The organism is Vibrio floridensis (genome assembly GCF_021852965.1).
GTDB lineage: Bacteria > Pseudomonadota > Gammaproteobacteria > Enterobacterales > Vibrionaceae > Vibrio > Vibrio floridensis.
Genome location: NZ_JAKGCY010000002.1, coordinates 165,611 through 182,064, shown reverse-complemented (window position 1 = coordinate 182,064; position 16,454 = coordinate 165,611). Strand labels below are relative to the sequence as shown.

9 protein-coding genes are annotated in these 16,454 nt (G+C 45.8%); all 9 read right to left on the bottom strand.

The features are described from left to right. Positions 1–9: 9 nt before the first annotated feature. The gene (locus LZU85_RS05165; protein WP_237286556.1) at positions 10–4,296 is read right to left on the bottom strand and encodes a hypothetical protein; all 4,287 of its coding nucleotides are present in this window, start codon (positions 4,294–4,296) and stop codon (positions 10–12) included. Positions 4,297–4,308: 12 nt separating this feature from the next. Then, positions 4,309–5,628, bottom strand: a complete 1,320-nt coding sequence (locus LZU85_RS05160; RefSeq protein WP_237286555.1) for a hypothetical protein — start codon at positions 5,626–5,628, stop codon at positions 4,309–4,311. A gap of 2 nt (positions 5,629–5,630) precedes the next feature. Next, entirely contained in the window at positions 5,631–7,187 is a 1,557-nt protein-coding gene (locus tag LZU85_RS05155) for a restriction endonuclease subunit S (RefSeq protein WP_237286554.1), read from the bottom strand. Beyond that, positions 7,187–9,331: an HsdM family class I SAM-dependent methyltransferase gene (locus LZU85_RS05150; protein WP_237286553.1), complete on the bottom strand. Its 2,145-nt coding sequence runs from the start codon at positions 9,329–9,331 to the stop codon at positions 7,187–7,189. Before LZU85_RS05150 ends, LZU85_RS05155 begins: the two co-directional genes overlap by 1 nt. 52 nt (positions 9,332–9,383) lie before the next feature. Then, on the bottom strand, positions 9,384–9,767 hold the full coding sequence (locus LZU85_RS05145) for a hypothetical protein (protein WP_237286552.1): 384 nt from the start codon (positions 9,765–9,767) through the stop codon (positions 9,384–9,386). Positions 9,768–9,775: 8 nt separating this feature from the next. Next, positions 9,776–9,958, bottom strand: coding sequence for a methylation-associated defense system helix-turn-helix domain-containing protein MAD1 (gene mads1, locus LZU85_RS05140; protein WP_132699715.1), 183 nt, complete (start codon positions 9,956–9,958; stop codon positions 9,776–9,778). 153 nt (positions 9,959–10,111) lie between these two features. Continuing rightward, positions 10,112–13,354, bottom strand: coding sequence for a DEAD/DEAH box helicase (locus LZU85_RS05135; RefSeq protein ID WP_237286551.1), 3,243 nt, complete (start codon positions 13,352–13,354; stop codon positions 10,112–10,114). A gap of 38 nt (positions 13,355–13,392) precedes the next feature. Next, entirely contained in the window at positions 13,393–15,216 is a 1,824-nt protein-coding gene (locus LZU85_RS05130) for a phospholipase D family protein (protein WP_237286550.1), read from the bottom strand. Further along, positions 15,200–16,453 (bottom strand): DUF6361 family protein, encoded by a 1,254-nt coding sequence (locus tag LZU85_RS05125; RefSeq protein WP_237286549.1) that lies wholly within the window; start codon positions 16,451–16,453, stop codon positions 15,200–15,202. Before LZU85_RS05125 ends, LZU85_RS05130 begins: the two co-directional genes overlap by 17 nt. Position 16,454: the final 1 nt, after the last annotated feature.

Here is a 16,454-nt window from a genome sequence, read left to right as displayed (position 1 = left end):
GTATGACCTCTACAATACTGAAGCAAAGGTTAAACGCATTTTGACGATGCCTTTATTGACTAAACCTTGTTGCTGCTCAGGTGTTAACATCGGCTCTTGGTTTTGGCTTAACGCCTCATAAACCGGCTGCCACTGTGCCAGCGTTAGCCCTGTGCCTTGTAAAATCGCTTCACCTTGGTTTTGCCAATCTGATAGGGTTTTATCACACACCATCACAAGCTCACTGACTCCTAACTTGTCCACATCGGCAAGTGTTAACTCAGAAGGTAGTGGTTGCTGCTGCGAAACCAGTAGTGGTTTTAATAGAGGCAACCAACTATTTACCTGAACGATGGCATCGCGTTTTACAGCTGCAAGGTTATTTTCAATATTGTTCAGTCGACCTTGAATAGGCGCAATTTGTCCACGCGCCGATTTCATCAGCTCTTCCGGTAAATCACGTAATCCCGCGAACTGACCATTGCGCAAACTGGCTTGCATGCTTTGACGTTTACTTTCAGCATCAACAGGTAAATCAGCAATTGCGTCTTCAATCAATTGCAACTTCATTGCCAGTTTGGGAAGTTCAGCAACATCATCAGCATATTCATACGCAGCAGTTGCACTACTGAGCAGTTGCTGCAGTTTTTGAGCACGTTGGCTTTGCTCATCTAAGTTATTGATAAGCTTCTCAAAGCGCTCTTTACAATTTCGGTAGCTGGATAAAATACTGCCTTGGATTTCAGCCATCGGTAACTGCTGTTCCGTGTGCAGATTTAAACCAACTTCAGTAGCAAGAGCAGAAAGTTTATCTTGCGCTTTACCTAGATCCAGTTTGCGCAGGTAGTGCAATAAAGTATCGCTGCCCGCCTGCTGCTCCTTTTTCCCCGTTGCGCTGCTGGCATCCTCTTTTAAAGCACCATCCAAAATATGCCCAATCGTGCGCAATGTATTGGTATACAAACTTTTAGGGAAATGGCTGAGCGTTGCGCAATCTGCGTCAACATCATTAATTAGGTCTGTGAGCCGATTACTGATGCGTTCAGCGCTTCGCTCAACAAACTCAGCAAATAAACAAGCCTGTTCAACTCGCTGGTAAAGCGAGGTGCCTTTGTCTTCCAAATCCAGAATATGCGCATCTTTAAGCGTAGGTTTGCTACTGTTCAATGGCTTAACTTTGGCTACCAAGTCCAACACTTCAGCGCGCTTATTAACAAGCCCTGCTAAAATATGAGCCTCACCCACTTGGGCGATCTCTTCCAGCTGTTCTTCTTGTTGCTTAAGAACACTAAAGAGTGCTTGTGCTTTTTCCAGCTGTTCTTTGGCTTCTACCGTGGCGTAACCCAGTTGGTTTTTACCTAGCGGCGCAAAGACTTCATTGATGCGGCCATAGCCATACACGCGGCTCATTACTTCTACGTTGGCTTTGTAACTGTCTTGGTCGTTACCACTGAACCAGTTTTGCGCCTCGGTAATTGCATTTTCTAAACGGGAACGTGGGTAGCTTTCCCACGTTGCTTGTTTTTCGTTTGGATTGGTTAAAGTGAGCAAATTCAGCTCGCCACACCACCACATCCAATCATTAAACACGCCTCTGGCGGTAATATTGGTTTCAGCAACATAGGCAAAATAGAACTGCTGTTTAAAGCGTTCGAACTGCCATTTATGCTTTTTGTTTGGGTGAGCAATACGCGCTAAAAACAGCGGAATTTGTGCTTGGCTGCGCTGTACATTATTTAGCTCTGTAAACAACCCAGCGTGCTCATCAGCGGTATATCCCTTCGCCATATAGCTGCCTGGCACTTTGAGTTTGTCCAGCAAACCGCTGAGCTCATCCACCGGTACACCATGCTGCTGTTGTAAATCCAACACACCATTAAGTTCTGGGTGTGCGATAGCTAGCTGATACCAGCCTTTGAACAAAAGTTCACGATCATTTTGCGATAGCTTGCCGTCCACTTTTAGCGGCCATGCAATTAAACCGCGCTTTTGCAAACGATGGCGCCATTTATGGATTGCCTCGTTGGCAAAAGTACTCAGCGCGTGCAGCTTGTTTTTGAACTTAGCCGTGAAACTCTCGGGACTCAAAGACACGCCATGTTGATGGCAGATATCCAAACTTAAACCAATACGCTCTAACTGGTCCGCTTCACTTGGGTTGACGTAGTGCAGCAGTATCGCATCGCGTAATTCATCGCTGTCATCCAAACGGCTGTATTGTTCCATTAAATGGGCGGAGGCGGTGAGCGCCAAGACGGGCGTGCGGCCACTTTGGCGGCTGTGTTCTGCGGCAAAGGTATGTAGATTGCTTAGTTCATTCAGGTTGCTCACCCATGCAAACAAGGCTTTACCTTCTGGGTGCAACTTAAACCCTTCCAGCGTGAATAGGCCACCTTGGCGGCTTCGCGGTTCGGTTAGAATCGCCAGTGGCGCATCGTCTTGCCCGGCTTTGTTGTCCAACAGGTTCTCGTTATAGCCCCAGTTGTTGTCCAGCAACCGCACAAATCCAGTTACTCGGGTTAAGGCTTTAATAATCGGCTTTTGGCTGCTTTGTTTACCGAGCGCCGCCATCGCCTGTTCGTGACCATCGCCCATGCTTGGGTCTTTAAAGATCAGCGAGTTCTGCTGCGCACTTCGGTAGCGTAAATCCAAGCGTAATAACATGGCCACGCTCGGACCAATGTGAGTCGCTTCGCTGGCATCTAGCTCGGCAGTTTCTCCGACCAGCTTGTGCCATAGTGCATCAGCGGCGAATTCAATGGCAGGGTGATCGTACAGTAAGCTCAATAAGTACTTAAACTCACCTTTAGACAGCGGCAACAACACTGCACCTTTATCACCACTGGCAGCCTGCTCTTTAATCGAGAACGTACGCAGATTATCCAGCAAGGTATCTAAACTGAGCGCTTGGTCTACCGCAGGGTAATACCATTCATCGTTGTCGCGGCGAAATTTAGCTTGCTCTAGCGCTTGGCGACACTGCAAGCGGTCGATGCTCAGTTTCCGATAGTGCGCGGCTATCGGCTCTTGATCTTCATTCTTCAGTGCCAAAAGTTCAGTCGCTTGGCTTACATCGGCCAAACGCACAGGTAACTGGCCATAAAGCAAACTGCGGCACTGGCCTAATAAGGCTCTATCGCGAGTTTGAATCCCTTCAATGGCGCCTTTATCGAGCACGTGTTTGGCAACGCGGCCAGAGCCAGCCAACACCGCTTCAAACAATTCACCCACATCATCGATAGTACGGTCCGCTTGTTGATATTGACTGAGTACCGCATCCACATTGGCCATGACCACGTTAAACCAACCAAAGTTAGCGCCACTCATGGCATAGGCGGCTTCCACCAAACCAGCAGGGTAATCAAAACCCAGTTTGCCATCTTTTAGTAGGCTGGCGACATAGTCTGATACATCGGCAAATGCATTGTGCTCAAGCTCGACCAATTCAAAGCGGCGCGCCACTGATTGAATTTCACGCAGTTGCTGACCCAAAAGTGGCGAACATAGCGCGACATAACGCAGCCAAGGCAGTTTACGGCGTGGGTCTTCATGCTTAATTGCTTTACCAATTAAACGAATGGCTTGGCCATCAAGACGTTTGTCTTGTTCATCTTCCAAACCAAAGGTGGCAGCTTCAGCGACGGTTTCAAGTTCATCGAGCACAACTAACACATATTGCACACCAAAGCGTTTTAATAATTCGTAGGCGGCTTGAACTAAACCTACCACCAAGTTTGGATCAGTGTAGAGCTCTTCCTCACTATGATTTACGTCTAACTGCAAAGCGTCTGCCAGCAACTCAGATTTAAAACCGAACGGCATTAAACGCTCATAGGCCTGTTTAGCAATTTCACTTTGAATGGAGCCATCAAAGGATTGGGTCGCCAGTGGCAATAGCGCCTGATACAAGCCAAAGGCAAACCAGTTATCTGCCTGTTGGTACTTTGACTCCACTTGTGAGTATCGAATATAGAGAGCTAAGTATTTATCTTGTTCTTCAACAGTGAATAGTTTCTGATCATGTAATTGGCCATGGTCGTCACGTACAAACCAACCTTTGGAGCAGTCGTTAATTTGCGCCACCAGCTCATGGCCTAAACGAGATTTACCACGCCCCCACTCCGCCTCAACGGCAAATACATGGGCAAAGCGATCATCGTCATGGTCAACCGTGTGTAAAAAGGTTTGAAAGCGCTTAAAAAAGCGGCTTTGACCAACCAATGGATCACGCGGTGGATAGTCCGATACACCCGTCGCGGCCCAGCGGTGTTGCTTGGCTAGCTTATCGACGACGACATCATCTAATTCAAAACTCATCACGAAAATCCTTTAACTGTTTATTCTGTTAGCTGAACTGACACTTTTTTTGTTGGCATAGCTGGTTTGGGCCAGTTGCTTAATCGCCTGTTGCAAATGTTGGCTTTTATAGCCAAACAGCGGCGCTAACGGCAGGCTGTAACAGGCGTCGCTAAAATCGGGGTGAATACGGTAATGACCTGGTTCGCCTCGGCCTGCTTCAGTGAACTGCCAGATTTTGTTTGCCAGCAACTCGGCAATTAATGGGCTAAGTGCACGATTCAATCGCTGCATATCTTCTGCGCTATTCGTTAGCTCGGGGTAAAGCGCGATATTTAGCTCACCCAGCAACTGCGTTAAAAACTCTGCCAAACTGCCTAGGCTGACTTCATCACCATCAATGCCTTGCACCGCCACGTTCACTTGGCTTGGGGAAAAGGCATTTTGTCCGGCTGGCAGAGTCAGCAATAAACCGCCGCGCTGCTCGGCAGCCCATGCATCTTGCACAAAACTTAGAAGGCTTAATAAAAACCACCAAGGCTGGTGGGCGAAGCGCTCAATAAGCTTCGCCTCATCATTGACAGGACGAGACACCAACAACCAATTAGCATCGGGTTTGATGGTTTGATTAAGGCGGTATTCGCTAAGCAAAGCGTCCGGCAGTGCCAGCAAACGACCTCGACACCAGTTGTGGGCGAGCTGTTTTGCGCTAGTATCGACCGGTTGGATTGGCGTCAGCACTTCGGTTTGTTCACTTAAGGTGTGCAGCGTAAAACAGGCACGCAATATGCGACATAAGGCTGGAATGGCCGCATTATCGTTTAGGCTATGGCCGAGTAAGACTCGCTCTAGTTGCGCCAAAGGGCCCGCGGCAATTTGTGGCGCAGCCCCTGTAGTAACACCCGTGTTTTCCAGCTGCGTGAACACCCATTCACTGGAATTGCCCAATTGTTGGATAAGTTTAACCAGTACCTGCGGATCATTCATGGCTCCGGCTTCTCGGCAGCGGACTGCGGCTAAATTAAGCCAATGCGTGCGCACTTCTGGGTTTAAACCCAACAACGCTAATTGCCATTCACCTAGTTGGCTGAGTTGATTATAAGCATCAAGCAAAGGGGCGCTTAGGCAATAGGCGTTAATCCCCTCCTTTAGCTCACCTTCTGTCTCGCCAGCAACAATCGGCTGCAACAGCTTTTCTAGCGCAGGTATGGCAATCAACAACGGTGAAGCTTTATTAGCTGCTAAGCCGCCACTGTACCAAAGCTGGCTAATTAACTGGCAACCTCTTTGGGCTACGTCATGGGATAACAGACTGCTGACTTGTGCGTTACCATCCATGTTGCTCGCCACCATAGCTACCCCTCAATCTCGGCTTGGGCTGCGCTTTCCAACAAGCGATACAGCTCATCGATATCGCTAAATAGCGGTGTCGCACCGTCAATGGCATAACCTGCATTACTAAGCTTGCTTAAAATCGCTTGATCTAAGCTATTGTCGCCATCATCCAAGGCTTGCTGGGCTTGGATCAATTGCCGCTCGGAGAGTTGGCCTTCGATTAGGGCTTCGACTAGGGTTTTGGCTGAGTCGGTTAACTTTTTTGAAGCTTTAATTGCTCTTACATAACTTATAGCCGCGCGATCAATTGCATCTTCTAAAGAAGCATGAAGTCTAGGGATAAGAAGATTCGCAACGGACGGGTAATCTAGCGCGTCTCTGGTCCCACCTATTGAAGCACGCTCAACCTGCAACTTTACAAATGAAGAGTTTACAGCTGCGCAAAGATAACCTGGCTTTATTGACTCCGCGCAACCAAACCTAACCGAGTGCTGGTTCAGGTTTACAGGCAGGTCTTCCTCGATGACAAGTGAAGCCGTACCGGGATAACCAGTAATTGTCAGCACTACATCATAACTTTCACATCGACTCCGTTTGAGACTTTCATCGTCATCCTTAGTGATATAAACAGCGTCCGAAAGATCGAGAGCGAGTTTTTTAACATTTTGCACTCGGCAGAATAACACTCCAGACGTTTTATACTCCGCTCCTTTTGGGGTTGCGCCGCCAGCGATTCCTCTTGCATCAATTAATCCCTCTAATCTCTCTAGCAATACACCGGATTTTTCAGCCTTTGATATGGCACCAGTAACAATCGGGTCATATTGTTTAGGATTGATCCTATATGGCACTAAATCTTCTGGTTTAACCGAAAAATGCTTTTTGGGGCTTGGTAAATCCTGAACTAGAAAGCTAAATCTATCATCGATAAACGAATCCAACCGCTTCGCCCAAGCGCGCAATTGCTCTGCTTGGCGAACTTTATCCCCGATGTATTTTTGGGCAAGTGTATCGGGTAAATAAACAGGAATAGAGCGAACATGTTCATTCACCATATTGATTTGGCCAGTACTACCTGCAACTCCTTGTTCAAGTGCCCTCTCTCCCCACCAAGAACGAAGAAAGCAGGCCAAATACCCTTCATCTGCAGTCGCCTTAACAGACATCCGTGCGATGTGCTGATTAGTGATTGGCTTATCATCTCCGTAGTAAACAGATACTCGACCAATACTACCCGCGCCAGTCAAGTTGATGAGCAAATCGCCTTTCTTAACGGTTACTTTGCTTAAATCTTTGAACACGCTTGCATCGGCATAATCTGCGGGTTCATGCGTTGCTAGGAGGCCATCAACATTCTTGGTTTTTAAACAAGGATAGCCTCCACCATACTTAGGGTGTGGCCCTGGACTTATTGTGTTAATCACAAGATCTCGAAGTGGACGCCAGTTAAGCGATTTTATTTTCCTAATTGCTTGCGTAATCTCTGGCCTATACGACTGGGCCGACATCAACAGCCCAATGTCAGATGGAGCAATAAGGTTTATATGTTTAGAGCCACGAAGCTTATCAACTGACATCACTCACCCCGCTTATAAGCCGAGACAATCTTATCCAGATCGTTAGCGACACCGGCGTTATAGTCTTCGATATTGTTTTTCACCACATAACCTAAGGTTTCGGCTACCGCCATAAACACCTCGGTTTGTGGCTCGGGTAAAAACTGCTCAGGCTGATCAGGGTTGGCGTGGCGTTTTTGCAAATATAAAATCGAGGTTTTTGCACCGGTACCGGAGAGCTTAAAGCAGTCGCTGGGTAGTGAAATTACTGCTTTCACGATGGCTTTACCGCCAACAAACTCGCCGGTTTGTTCGTCTTTTTTGCCCATAATGTACTCGCGCACATAACGGTCGCCGGAGTTACACAAAATGCCATCAGGTAACACAATCATTAAACGGCCACCCGGCTTAAGCAGTTGTAGGCAGCGGTCGATAAACAATACCGCTGGGTCGATGGTGGCGCCCACCTGCTTCCAATTGCCTTTGCCATCGGGTTTGCTGCCTAGCGCCAAACCTGCGGTGCTTGGCTGCAAACTGTAAACAGGGTTTGCATCTGTACCACCTGTTTTGCGTAAATCGGTGCGGTAGCCGGCCCATTTGGGCTCACCTTTTTCATCCAAGTACAAGTCGCCTGTATCTTTCCAGCTCATTTTTAGATAGTCGAAGTGGGGGTTGTAGCTATCGACCACTTTTTCCGCTGGGCGGAAACCACCGAGGACTTGCTCCATGTTGGCTTCATAGTTCTTTTTCGACTCTTGGCCTTTTTTGTCTTTACCAAACTTAGGAGTGCCAAACGGCGGGTTGGTACAAATAAGGTCAAAGCTATTTGGCTTCAGCGCTTGAGTCGTCAGTGAGTTATCGGTATAGAAAATTTGTGCTTTGGGTGCCCCTTGCAACGCCATATTGACGCGAGCCAACATCACCATTCGCGGTGCAGCATCGGCGCCCGTAAAAGCATTGTCGCGAAGCTGTTGTTTAAGCTCTTGTTTTTTTTCGTCGGCCAAGACCAGCTTAAAGTCGATCCATTTATCGATTTGACTGAGTGCCACTGAGCCAAAACCAAAGGAACCACAGGTTGGGTCACAAAAACGAAAATCGCCATTGGCCAGTCGCGAGCGCATTTCATCGTCATCGTCGATATCGTGCATCGCGATTTCGAGCATGGCCTGTTTTACTGGGTTGGGCGTCAGGTATACGCCAAGGCCACCTTTAGATTCAAAGTTAGCGCGCAGGAATACATCAAAGACACGACCGAGCAAATCACCTGACACATCGCCCAAGGTGCCTTGCTCTTTCACGGTTTTGCCATCGTTGGTTTTAACTGGCCCAAGGTTTTGAATGGCTTCAAGCAAATCTTGGTAGTTTTTAGCCACTGAGAGGCGCAAATGTGTGTCTTTACCAAAGATAGCGTTGCGCGAGCCATCGTCTGAGATCACTACATAATCTTCGTGGCTTTTAAATGCTTCAAACGCAGATTTGATTTGCTCTACCGCTTTATCACCGTGTTTGGCGACATACTCCCAATCGTATACATCACGGAAACGCAACGTATTACCGGCTTCATCTTTAAAGGTAAGATCTTCATCGTGGTGTACGCGGAAGCTCTCCAGAAATAGTAACTTGGCCACTTCTTCGATGATGTCATTTTTGTCGTTCACCTTATCTTTGGTAACGCGATAGACATTTTCATGAAACGCATCAAAACGCTGCATCAAACGGGTGTAAACGCGCATGGACCAACGGAATGTAGGGTCGCGTTCCAGGCGGTCAAAATTGCGCAGCTCTTCCAGTGTTGGGAGGGCATCAACGCCATGGGTGCCGTCTGAGCCATCTGCACCAAAAAGGGCAAGGATACGATGGTTACTGCCGTCTGCCACGACGGCAAATACAGGCCAATCGCCATCAACATCACTTAACAGCTGATATGCCAAATCATCAAACTTTGCAGTATCAGCAGCATATTCCCAATGACCGTCAAGCAGTGAAACCAGCATCACGGGTGGCGTCAAGTTCCCCTCGACTAATCCTTGAATAAGTCCCGCTTTGGCAAACTCATGCCCAGGAAGTTCTACCAATGGCTGAGTGAACTCGTAATGCTGCGCCACCAGCTTTTGAAATTGCTCGTCGAGCGCAATGGTTGGATCTATCTTTTTTTCTTTAGCCATGATGTCTTCTTAAAATCTGTTCTCTAATGATCATTTGAGTTGAATGCAGCAATTAATTTTTCAGAACCAAAAATGGCCCTTTGACTTGAAGCTGGCTGTGCTGCTGCACCAATTTGCGAATTTGTTGTTCTGAGGTCACGACCCCGGCAGGCAGCTTTTTCAACACTTGTGCCAAAGGCATTCGCCCACCTGCTTTTTGCAACAACTCAATGAGGTGCGAAGAAATATCCGGTGTAACGTTGTAATCTGCGCCTGGATAATTGATCTCGTTGTCGACTCGCAATGAAGCAAGCCACAGCCTCACCTGAGTTTGACTGAAGCTTAGTGTGCGCCATAGCTCTTGGTGCTCATCAAAGATGACTTCTGCCGTTTTCGGCTGCGCTCTTAACTGCACTAACAGCTGGCTTAGCTTTGCTTTCTGAATCTCTTGGTCCACTGAGAGCCTCACCGATCAGTCTGTTGGATTTGCGTATTTATCCATGCATCTAAATCTTCTCGCTTAAAGCGCCAAGAACCGCCGACTTTGAAACCAGGAAGCTTTCCTTCGCTTGCTAATCTATATGCTGTTTTTTCTGCCAACTTTAGGTAAGCAGCCACCTCTTTCAAGGTTAAAATTTGGTCTACCATTCAGAGTGTTATCTCATGTTGGTTTTATTCATCAGAATTAATGGTGAGAGAATATGGGAAAATTGGGGAGTCGGCAATGTGAGATAACTCAATACAAGACTGAGTGCATAGAAAAAATGCAAATCCCCACCAGCTTTCGCTGGTGGGGATAAATCAAATAGCATTCAAAGGGGCAAGGTCGATGATCAAAGAGTCCTTCACTCGATTAAATTCTTCACTTTCGATATCGCAAGCTGTGAAGCTTTCCAAGAGCTCTTGCTGTCTCGGTTGTCCAAACGCTAAGCGATAAAGCACCAGTATTTTTTTCACTTCAGCATACTTCGCAACTTCCTTACTCATTGGATAAGTCGGCACAATCCGCTCAATTTGAGCCTTCCCATTAGGAGTAAACCAATACGGCTCTATATCACTCGTTTTATTCGCATCACCATTGGCTGCTTGAGCAAATAGCTGCTCCCAAACATCCGCTTTGCTGCCAAAATCTGGAGTGTAATTTTCTGCTATACGTTGACGAACAACAAGCGACTTATACCTGTTCACCCGCCCTTCTCGTTGCTCAATATCGATGGGGTTGTTGGGTAAGTTCCAATGAACGACTCGACGGCAATACCAATGAAAATCGAGCCCTTCTTGACCTATCGATGTCGAACTCAAGACAAATGGTCGGAATGGGGAGTTAAACGCGTCACGTACGCTCACTACTCGTTTCAAGCCACTATCATCATTGAGTTTTTGATTACCGAGCGGAACAGCAAAATGACAACGCATCGACGATGAACATTTATCTTTCGCTTTTGTTCTATTCTCCCAGAAGTGAACCTGCTCAGATGAACTTCGTATTCCCATGGCATGCTCTAGCTTACTTGTTGCGGCATGAACATCGCTGCCTGATGTCGCAAGTAAGTGACAATATTCATCCAGCATTGATTGGTAGTTACCATGTGCGCAATAAACCAACACCTTATACCAAGCAGGCGAAGCCGTCTGTCCAGATAGCAGAGTGTGTCTAACGTTACGTTTCACAATGGAAATAGCGTATTCATGATTGAACAGTCTGGTTGTAAGCTCCGCAAATTGAACAGAGTAACTTACCAAATCGAATTCAGATATGCCTTCTGACCATAGAGTTTGAATGGTCCTCATTGCGCAGGTAGCAGGGTTAGCTAAGCTTGAATATGCCAGCACTTTGGCTAAGTCATCAGGCATTTTACCTAAAGAGAATGACTCACTCCCCTCAAAATACTGTTTAATTTTGGCAAAATGCTTAGTACGGCCTTCTGTGTTCAAGCGAGACTCAATCACCTCTAACCAATACTCGAAATGATCTGTCTTCCCAGCTTGTCGATCCAGCAACATAGGAGCGAGTACGTACCAATCGCTGTTTGTCTTGTCATCACTTTCGTATTGCTTTAAAGCGGCTAATTTGCTCTGAATTAACATGGTTTGCTGAGCCAAAACCTTATCTAGGCTTCCATCTAAATACGATACTTCGGCTAGCGACTTACAAGGATAAAGTAAATGCCATACGTTGAGAGTTGATTGACCTTCAAATCGGAGTAGAGGTGAAGCATTTTTGCCACTATGGTACTGAGGCCTTTTACCCTTCCCTTTTATTACTCGACGTTCGGCCTCATAAGACCACAGGCAACTTAAAGCCTTTGGCACAAGCGCCCACGATGAAAATAGCAGCGTCTTGGTAAAAGACTCATTGCCTTTAAATACACCGTCAAATTGGTAGTAAGGTTTGCAAGGTGGGGACCAAAGTAAGTTCTCCGGCGAACCTTCGAAAATCACTTTACTTAACGCTTTTATCTTTGCATTCGGGGCACTTTGTTCAACGTTCAATCTATAGTTTTGAATGTTAGCATGAGACAGCCAAGCCTGAGTTTGCTCGCTACTTTGGGACTTTCTAAGCAACTTTCGTACAGCAGGGTTATTGATATTACGATGGTACAGCTCCTTAAAAGCATAACCATTTAGAAAAGAGATAGCCCAAGGTGCTGACTTAGCAAACTCAATAAGAGATACACCTCCACGCCCCTTAGGCAGCACTGCGTTTAAGGCTTCTATCGCTCGGTAACCTTGGACTTCTTCAACACTAAAGTCAGAACCACAACATAGCTCATTGGAATGAATAAGCTGCTCAAAACCTTTACTAATTTGGCTGCGCTCAGTTCTGGCAATGTATTCTCGCAGTAACTTTTCGACAGAGCGAGCATTCGTATCGCTGATAGACTCAAAATCTGCATTGCCGGACGACAAGGTTAACATATCCCCATGAAGCAGATTACGATTCATTTCGTATTGAGAGACAAAGTCCACATCATTGTGTGATAGAAAATCGAGTAACTTATGCAATTGTTCATGATGACTGCTTTCATCGTCCTCATCGTTAATTGTCGTCATCGCTTTAAAAGGCGTTGCCGACAACAAAAGTACTTTGGATTTTGCTTTTTTGGCTTTGCCCTTATCACTAAATACCTGCCTAGCAATTAACGACTCTTCGGAATCGGAGCTTTGATCTGTTAACGATTGAAAGCGTTGGAACTCATCTAGGATGAACAAGTCTGCTTGCAAGCTTCCAGCACAACAGCGTGCCACCAGTCGACGCATTTCCACTCTAAAATGGTAAAATAGATGGCTAGTTTCATCGGTTTCGCCTGAGTCTTTGTTCCAACAATTAGCTAGGTATAGCGCTGCATCTTGAAGCGATGAAAAGTGTTCTCTTAACACTGTAGATTCACAAGGCTTAGTCAAGCTGCTTTCAAGCTGAGAGACGACTAACGGATCTGTATCAAAATATTGATCCAGATACCTCAATTCATCTTCCCATCGACCCTCTCTGGTAATCTGGTTGGTTTTGAATAGCTGACGAATTGGCTTCACGACTTCACATAAATTCGTCGTTTGAGTCAGTAGAGCCGCTAAGATCGCTCTTTCCCAGCAGTTACCCGCCCCCGCAGTTAACGTGAAGGAAGTCGAAGGGGTTAACGTACAAACTTCAATGACGTGCTCATCGTTTATTTCAGATTTTTTCGGCTTTAGAGCCAGTTCAACCAAGCGCCCAAATGTTGATGGTTTCACCCATCGCTTTGCATCTTCGCCATTAAAAAGCGCCAGCTTTTGGCGATTTTCATCTGCCAATGCAAGATTGGAACAGATATAGATGACACGCATCGGTTTAGTCGCATTGGACCCTACATGTCTTTTCAGTAATTGAGCGATGACACCTTTCGCGACGATAGTTTTCCCTAACCCCACCTCATCAGCAACCAGTATTCTCTGGCTGTGTTCAGGTATTTGATACTTATCTATCACGAGATCTACAGTTGCCTTTTGAAAGTCTTTAAGGCCAGCTAATACACCGTTTAGTTGCTCTAGGATTGCTTGTGTCATTATTTAGTTATCTTATTATTTCGACGTTTTTTGAAGTACTACTTAGATGGTACAAATGATGAGAAGACGCCCCATAACGTCTTGAATTCATCTGGAATGATCTTTTCATCGACTTGCGCTTGTAAACGATCAATTCTTTCTAACAAATCCGGACTTAACGCAGCCGCTCGCATCAACTTTTCGTAGATCACACTGTCTTTGGTGAAGAACACGCCACCCGCCCCCTCACCGTCTCCCTTACCCACACCGTTCATCAAATCTTGCTTACTTGGGTCGATATGTAACAGCATCGCGATATAACTCATAAACTGCGAGCGATTCTGGAGCAGTTCATTGGTTATTGCCTTTCCACGGTCCAATTTACAGTTAAATATAATTTCAGATTGAACGACTAAATTTTTAACCACTGAATCCTTTTCAGATATTTCGAAGTGGATTAGCGCACTAATTTGGGAGGGTTTAAGGCTATCCCAAATAACCTCTCGATCTAGGGCTCGAGGCTGTGACGCGCTCAATATCGAAACCTTAACGTCAAAACTCTCCGGAGTCTCAACCAGAGCCCCATTTAAAGTAAGCTGATATTCGTCATCACCACTTAAATCAACTTCAAGCTTCCAATCTGTACTAATTAGGCTGAACTCTAATAGACGAAGTGCTCGATCAGAGTCTTCACCTTCAGTTTCTTCTAATTTGCTGAACTCATGTTTTGTAAATAAGCCTGTGCCATACTCATTAACCCATTGCTTGATCAGTGAATGAACACCGATGTGATCTTTGGAGCCGGTTAACCGCAGCATGAATTCACTATTTCTCGGGCTATTGTCTGCGTCTCCCATTGCCGCTTCAGTTGTATTCGCAGAACCAAGGTGCCAGCTGGAAGTGGAATCAGTTTCGTCGACAACTAATAACTTTGCATGCAAGTTGAGGTCGTTTTCTACAAATGGGGACTGGTCCATTTCCTCATTTTCTTCCGCATCGACAAGGTGTTCGTTAAGTGCGTAACAGTGCCAACCCTCCAACGCTTTCTCGCCCGCCATATCAAGCTCTTCTTTACGGCTAAATAAGTAACGTTGGTCATCAGGAGCAAAGGTACTAAGCCAGTCTAGAGCACCGACTTTGCCACCTCCTCGAATAAAAGGTGATACGGCAAGCATGGCTTGATTACCATGCTCTAAACGAATTGGATGCTGTCGTTTATTGCCATCATCAAAAACAGTAGAGAGAAAACCAAGTTCAGTGATGTTATCTGGTTTATCCCAATGCACCCTAACTAGCTCTTCTGGATCAATCACTTCATCAAATGATTGCGCTGATGAACCACGGTAAACCTCATCGAAAAAGTCAATCAATGGACGATTGGCTGGCTTGCGCTTCCCTCTTGATTCTCCATTAATGACAGCGCTGAGATCCCAGCTGCGGTCAAACGTTAAGTTACGTGACAACACTATCAAGCGGTATTTTACATTTTTAGTTTCATCTGAGCTTTCGAATCGAAGTAACCACAATTTCGGGTGAAACGACGAAAACGCTGAATTTGACTCTCCTGCGTTTGGAACTACAGGTACGAGGCTGCGTTCCAACAAGCCAAATAAGCTGTTGTACTTATCTGGCAACTTAATATTGCCTTGTTGGTAGAAAACTGTGAGTTTATCTCCCAGCATTCCTAACGCTTCCAACAGCGCAATTCTCATGTGTTCAACCGAACCTTCTAAGGTATGGCCAAAACACATGGCAATTGGCACCGTCAACAAGGTATTTAGATCCAAGCTATAAGTCGTGGCGATAGCATGAGTAAGCTCATAACCTTCGGGTGCAATAAGCTGTTCGCCATAATCTAAGCGATTTTTATCCGGCACTAACATCTAGCCCCTCCTGGATATCTTGTAAAATGACTCTGGCAGAAGGCCAACGAAATTCTAGTTTGCGCATTCCAACCCACTTTTGGTTTTCATTGAGGGCTTTTTTCAGCAAACACCGTGCCCCTTTATTTGCTATCGCTTGCTGCTTAACACATGCATCCAACTTATCTACAGGGGCATTCTCGCGAATCAAGCTACACCAGTTTTCGATAAACTGACGTGTGCGATTATTAGCGCTTTTATGTGGTCCGAAAGCAAACTCATACCAGTTATCGATGCTCTGCTGTTCAAAGCTCTTCGGCTGTTTATGAGCTTGGTTCAACCAAACATCAAACTCTTCATTCAACTGTTCAATCTGTTCGATATTCTTGGCACGTTGGGCTATGAGGATGTTGTAACGAATATGCGCGCCTTCAAGAACAAAACTAAATTCCAGCGCGTTTTCAAAACATGTTTTCGTTTGATCGGAAATAGGAGAGTCTTTTAACTTTTCATAAAGGGCTTCCGCCTGCCATCTATTATGAACAACCATATCAACCACTTGCAATGCTTCACCAACAAGGTTGTGCTTAAATAACTGAGCGGGGACACTATGTTCAATCTTACTCGATAGCTGTAGTTTATTTTTAAGGAATTCAGCTTCTTTACGTGTGAGATCTATTGAAACTTGGTTTAACCAAGACTCACTATAACCATCGGGTTTAGTCATCAGATGTGCAATATCAGAATGCTGCCCATCGTCATCGATATGAGTTTCGTTCTTATTGTTTGCTAACTCTTGGTACTGGTTGACAAACTCCCTTAAAGACAGTTCCGTTTTAGCGATGGACAACTGGCGTAGCCCATTCCAATAGACGGAAGAAGGCTTACGAGCTACCCCCTTTTCTAGGCTATCTTTTCCAATGATCCCATAGGGCATGTCATGTTGATGGTTTTCGACTAAACGCTTAGCCAGTTTATCTTCTTGCTGGCTTATGTATTCAGCCAGCGGGAGCCTCTCATGAGGTTCTAGCTTACGGTAGTCATGAAATATATAGGGTATAGTGACAAAATACTTAGCGCGGGTTTGGATAGTAGAAAAACCCGGAAAAAGCTGATCTGCAAAGGCATCCCTGATTTGTCCTATACCCAACTCATCAAGTGTACCTTTCTCTTGTAACATGGATAAAACTTGAGATACACGCTCTCGCTCTGTGGATGAAAAATCTATCCAGCCAATTAGACTTTTTTGTCGGCTCACT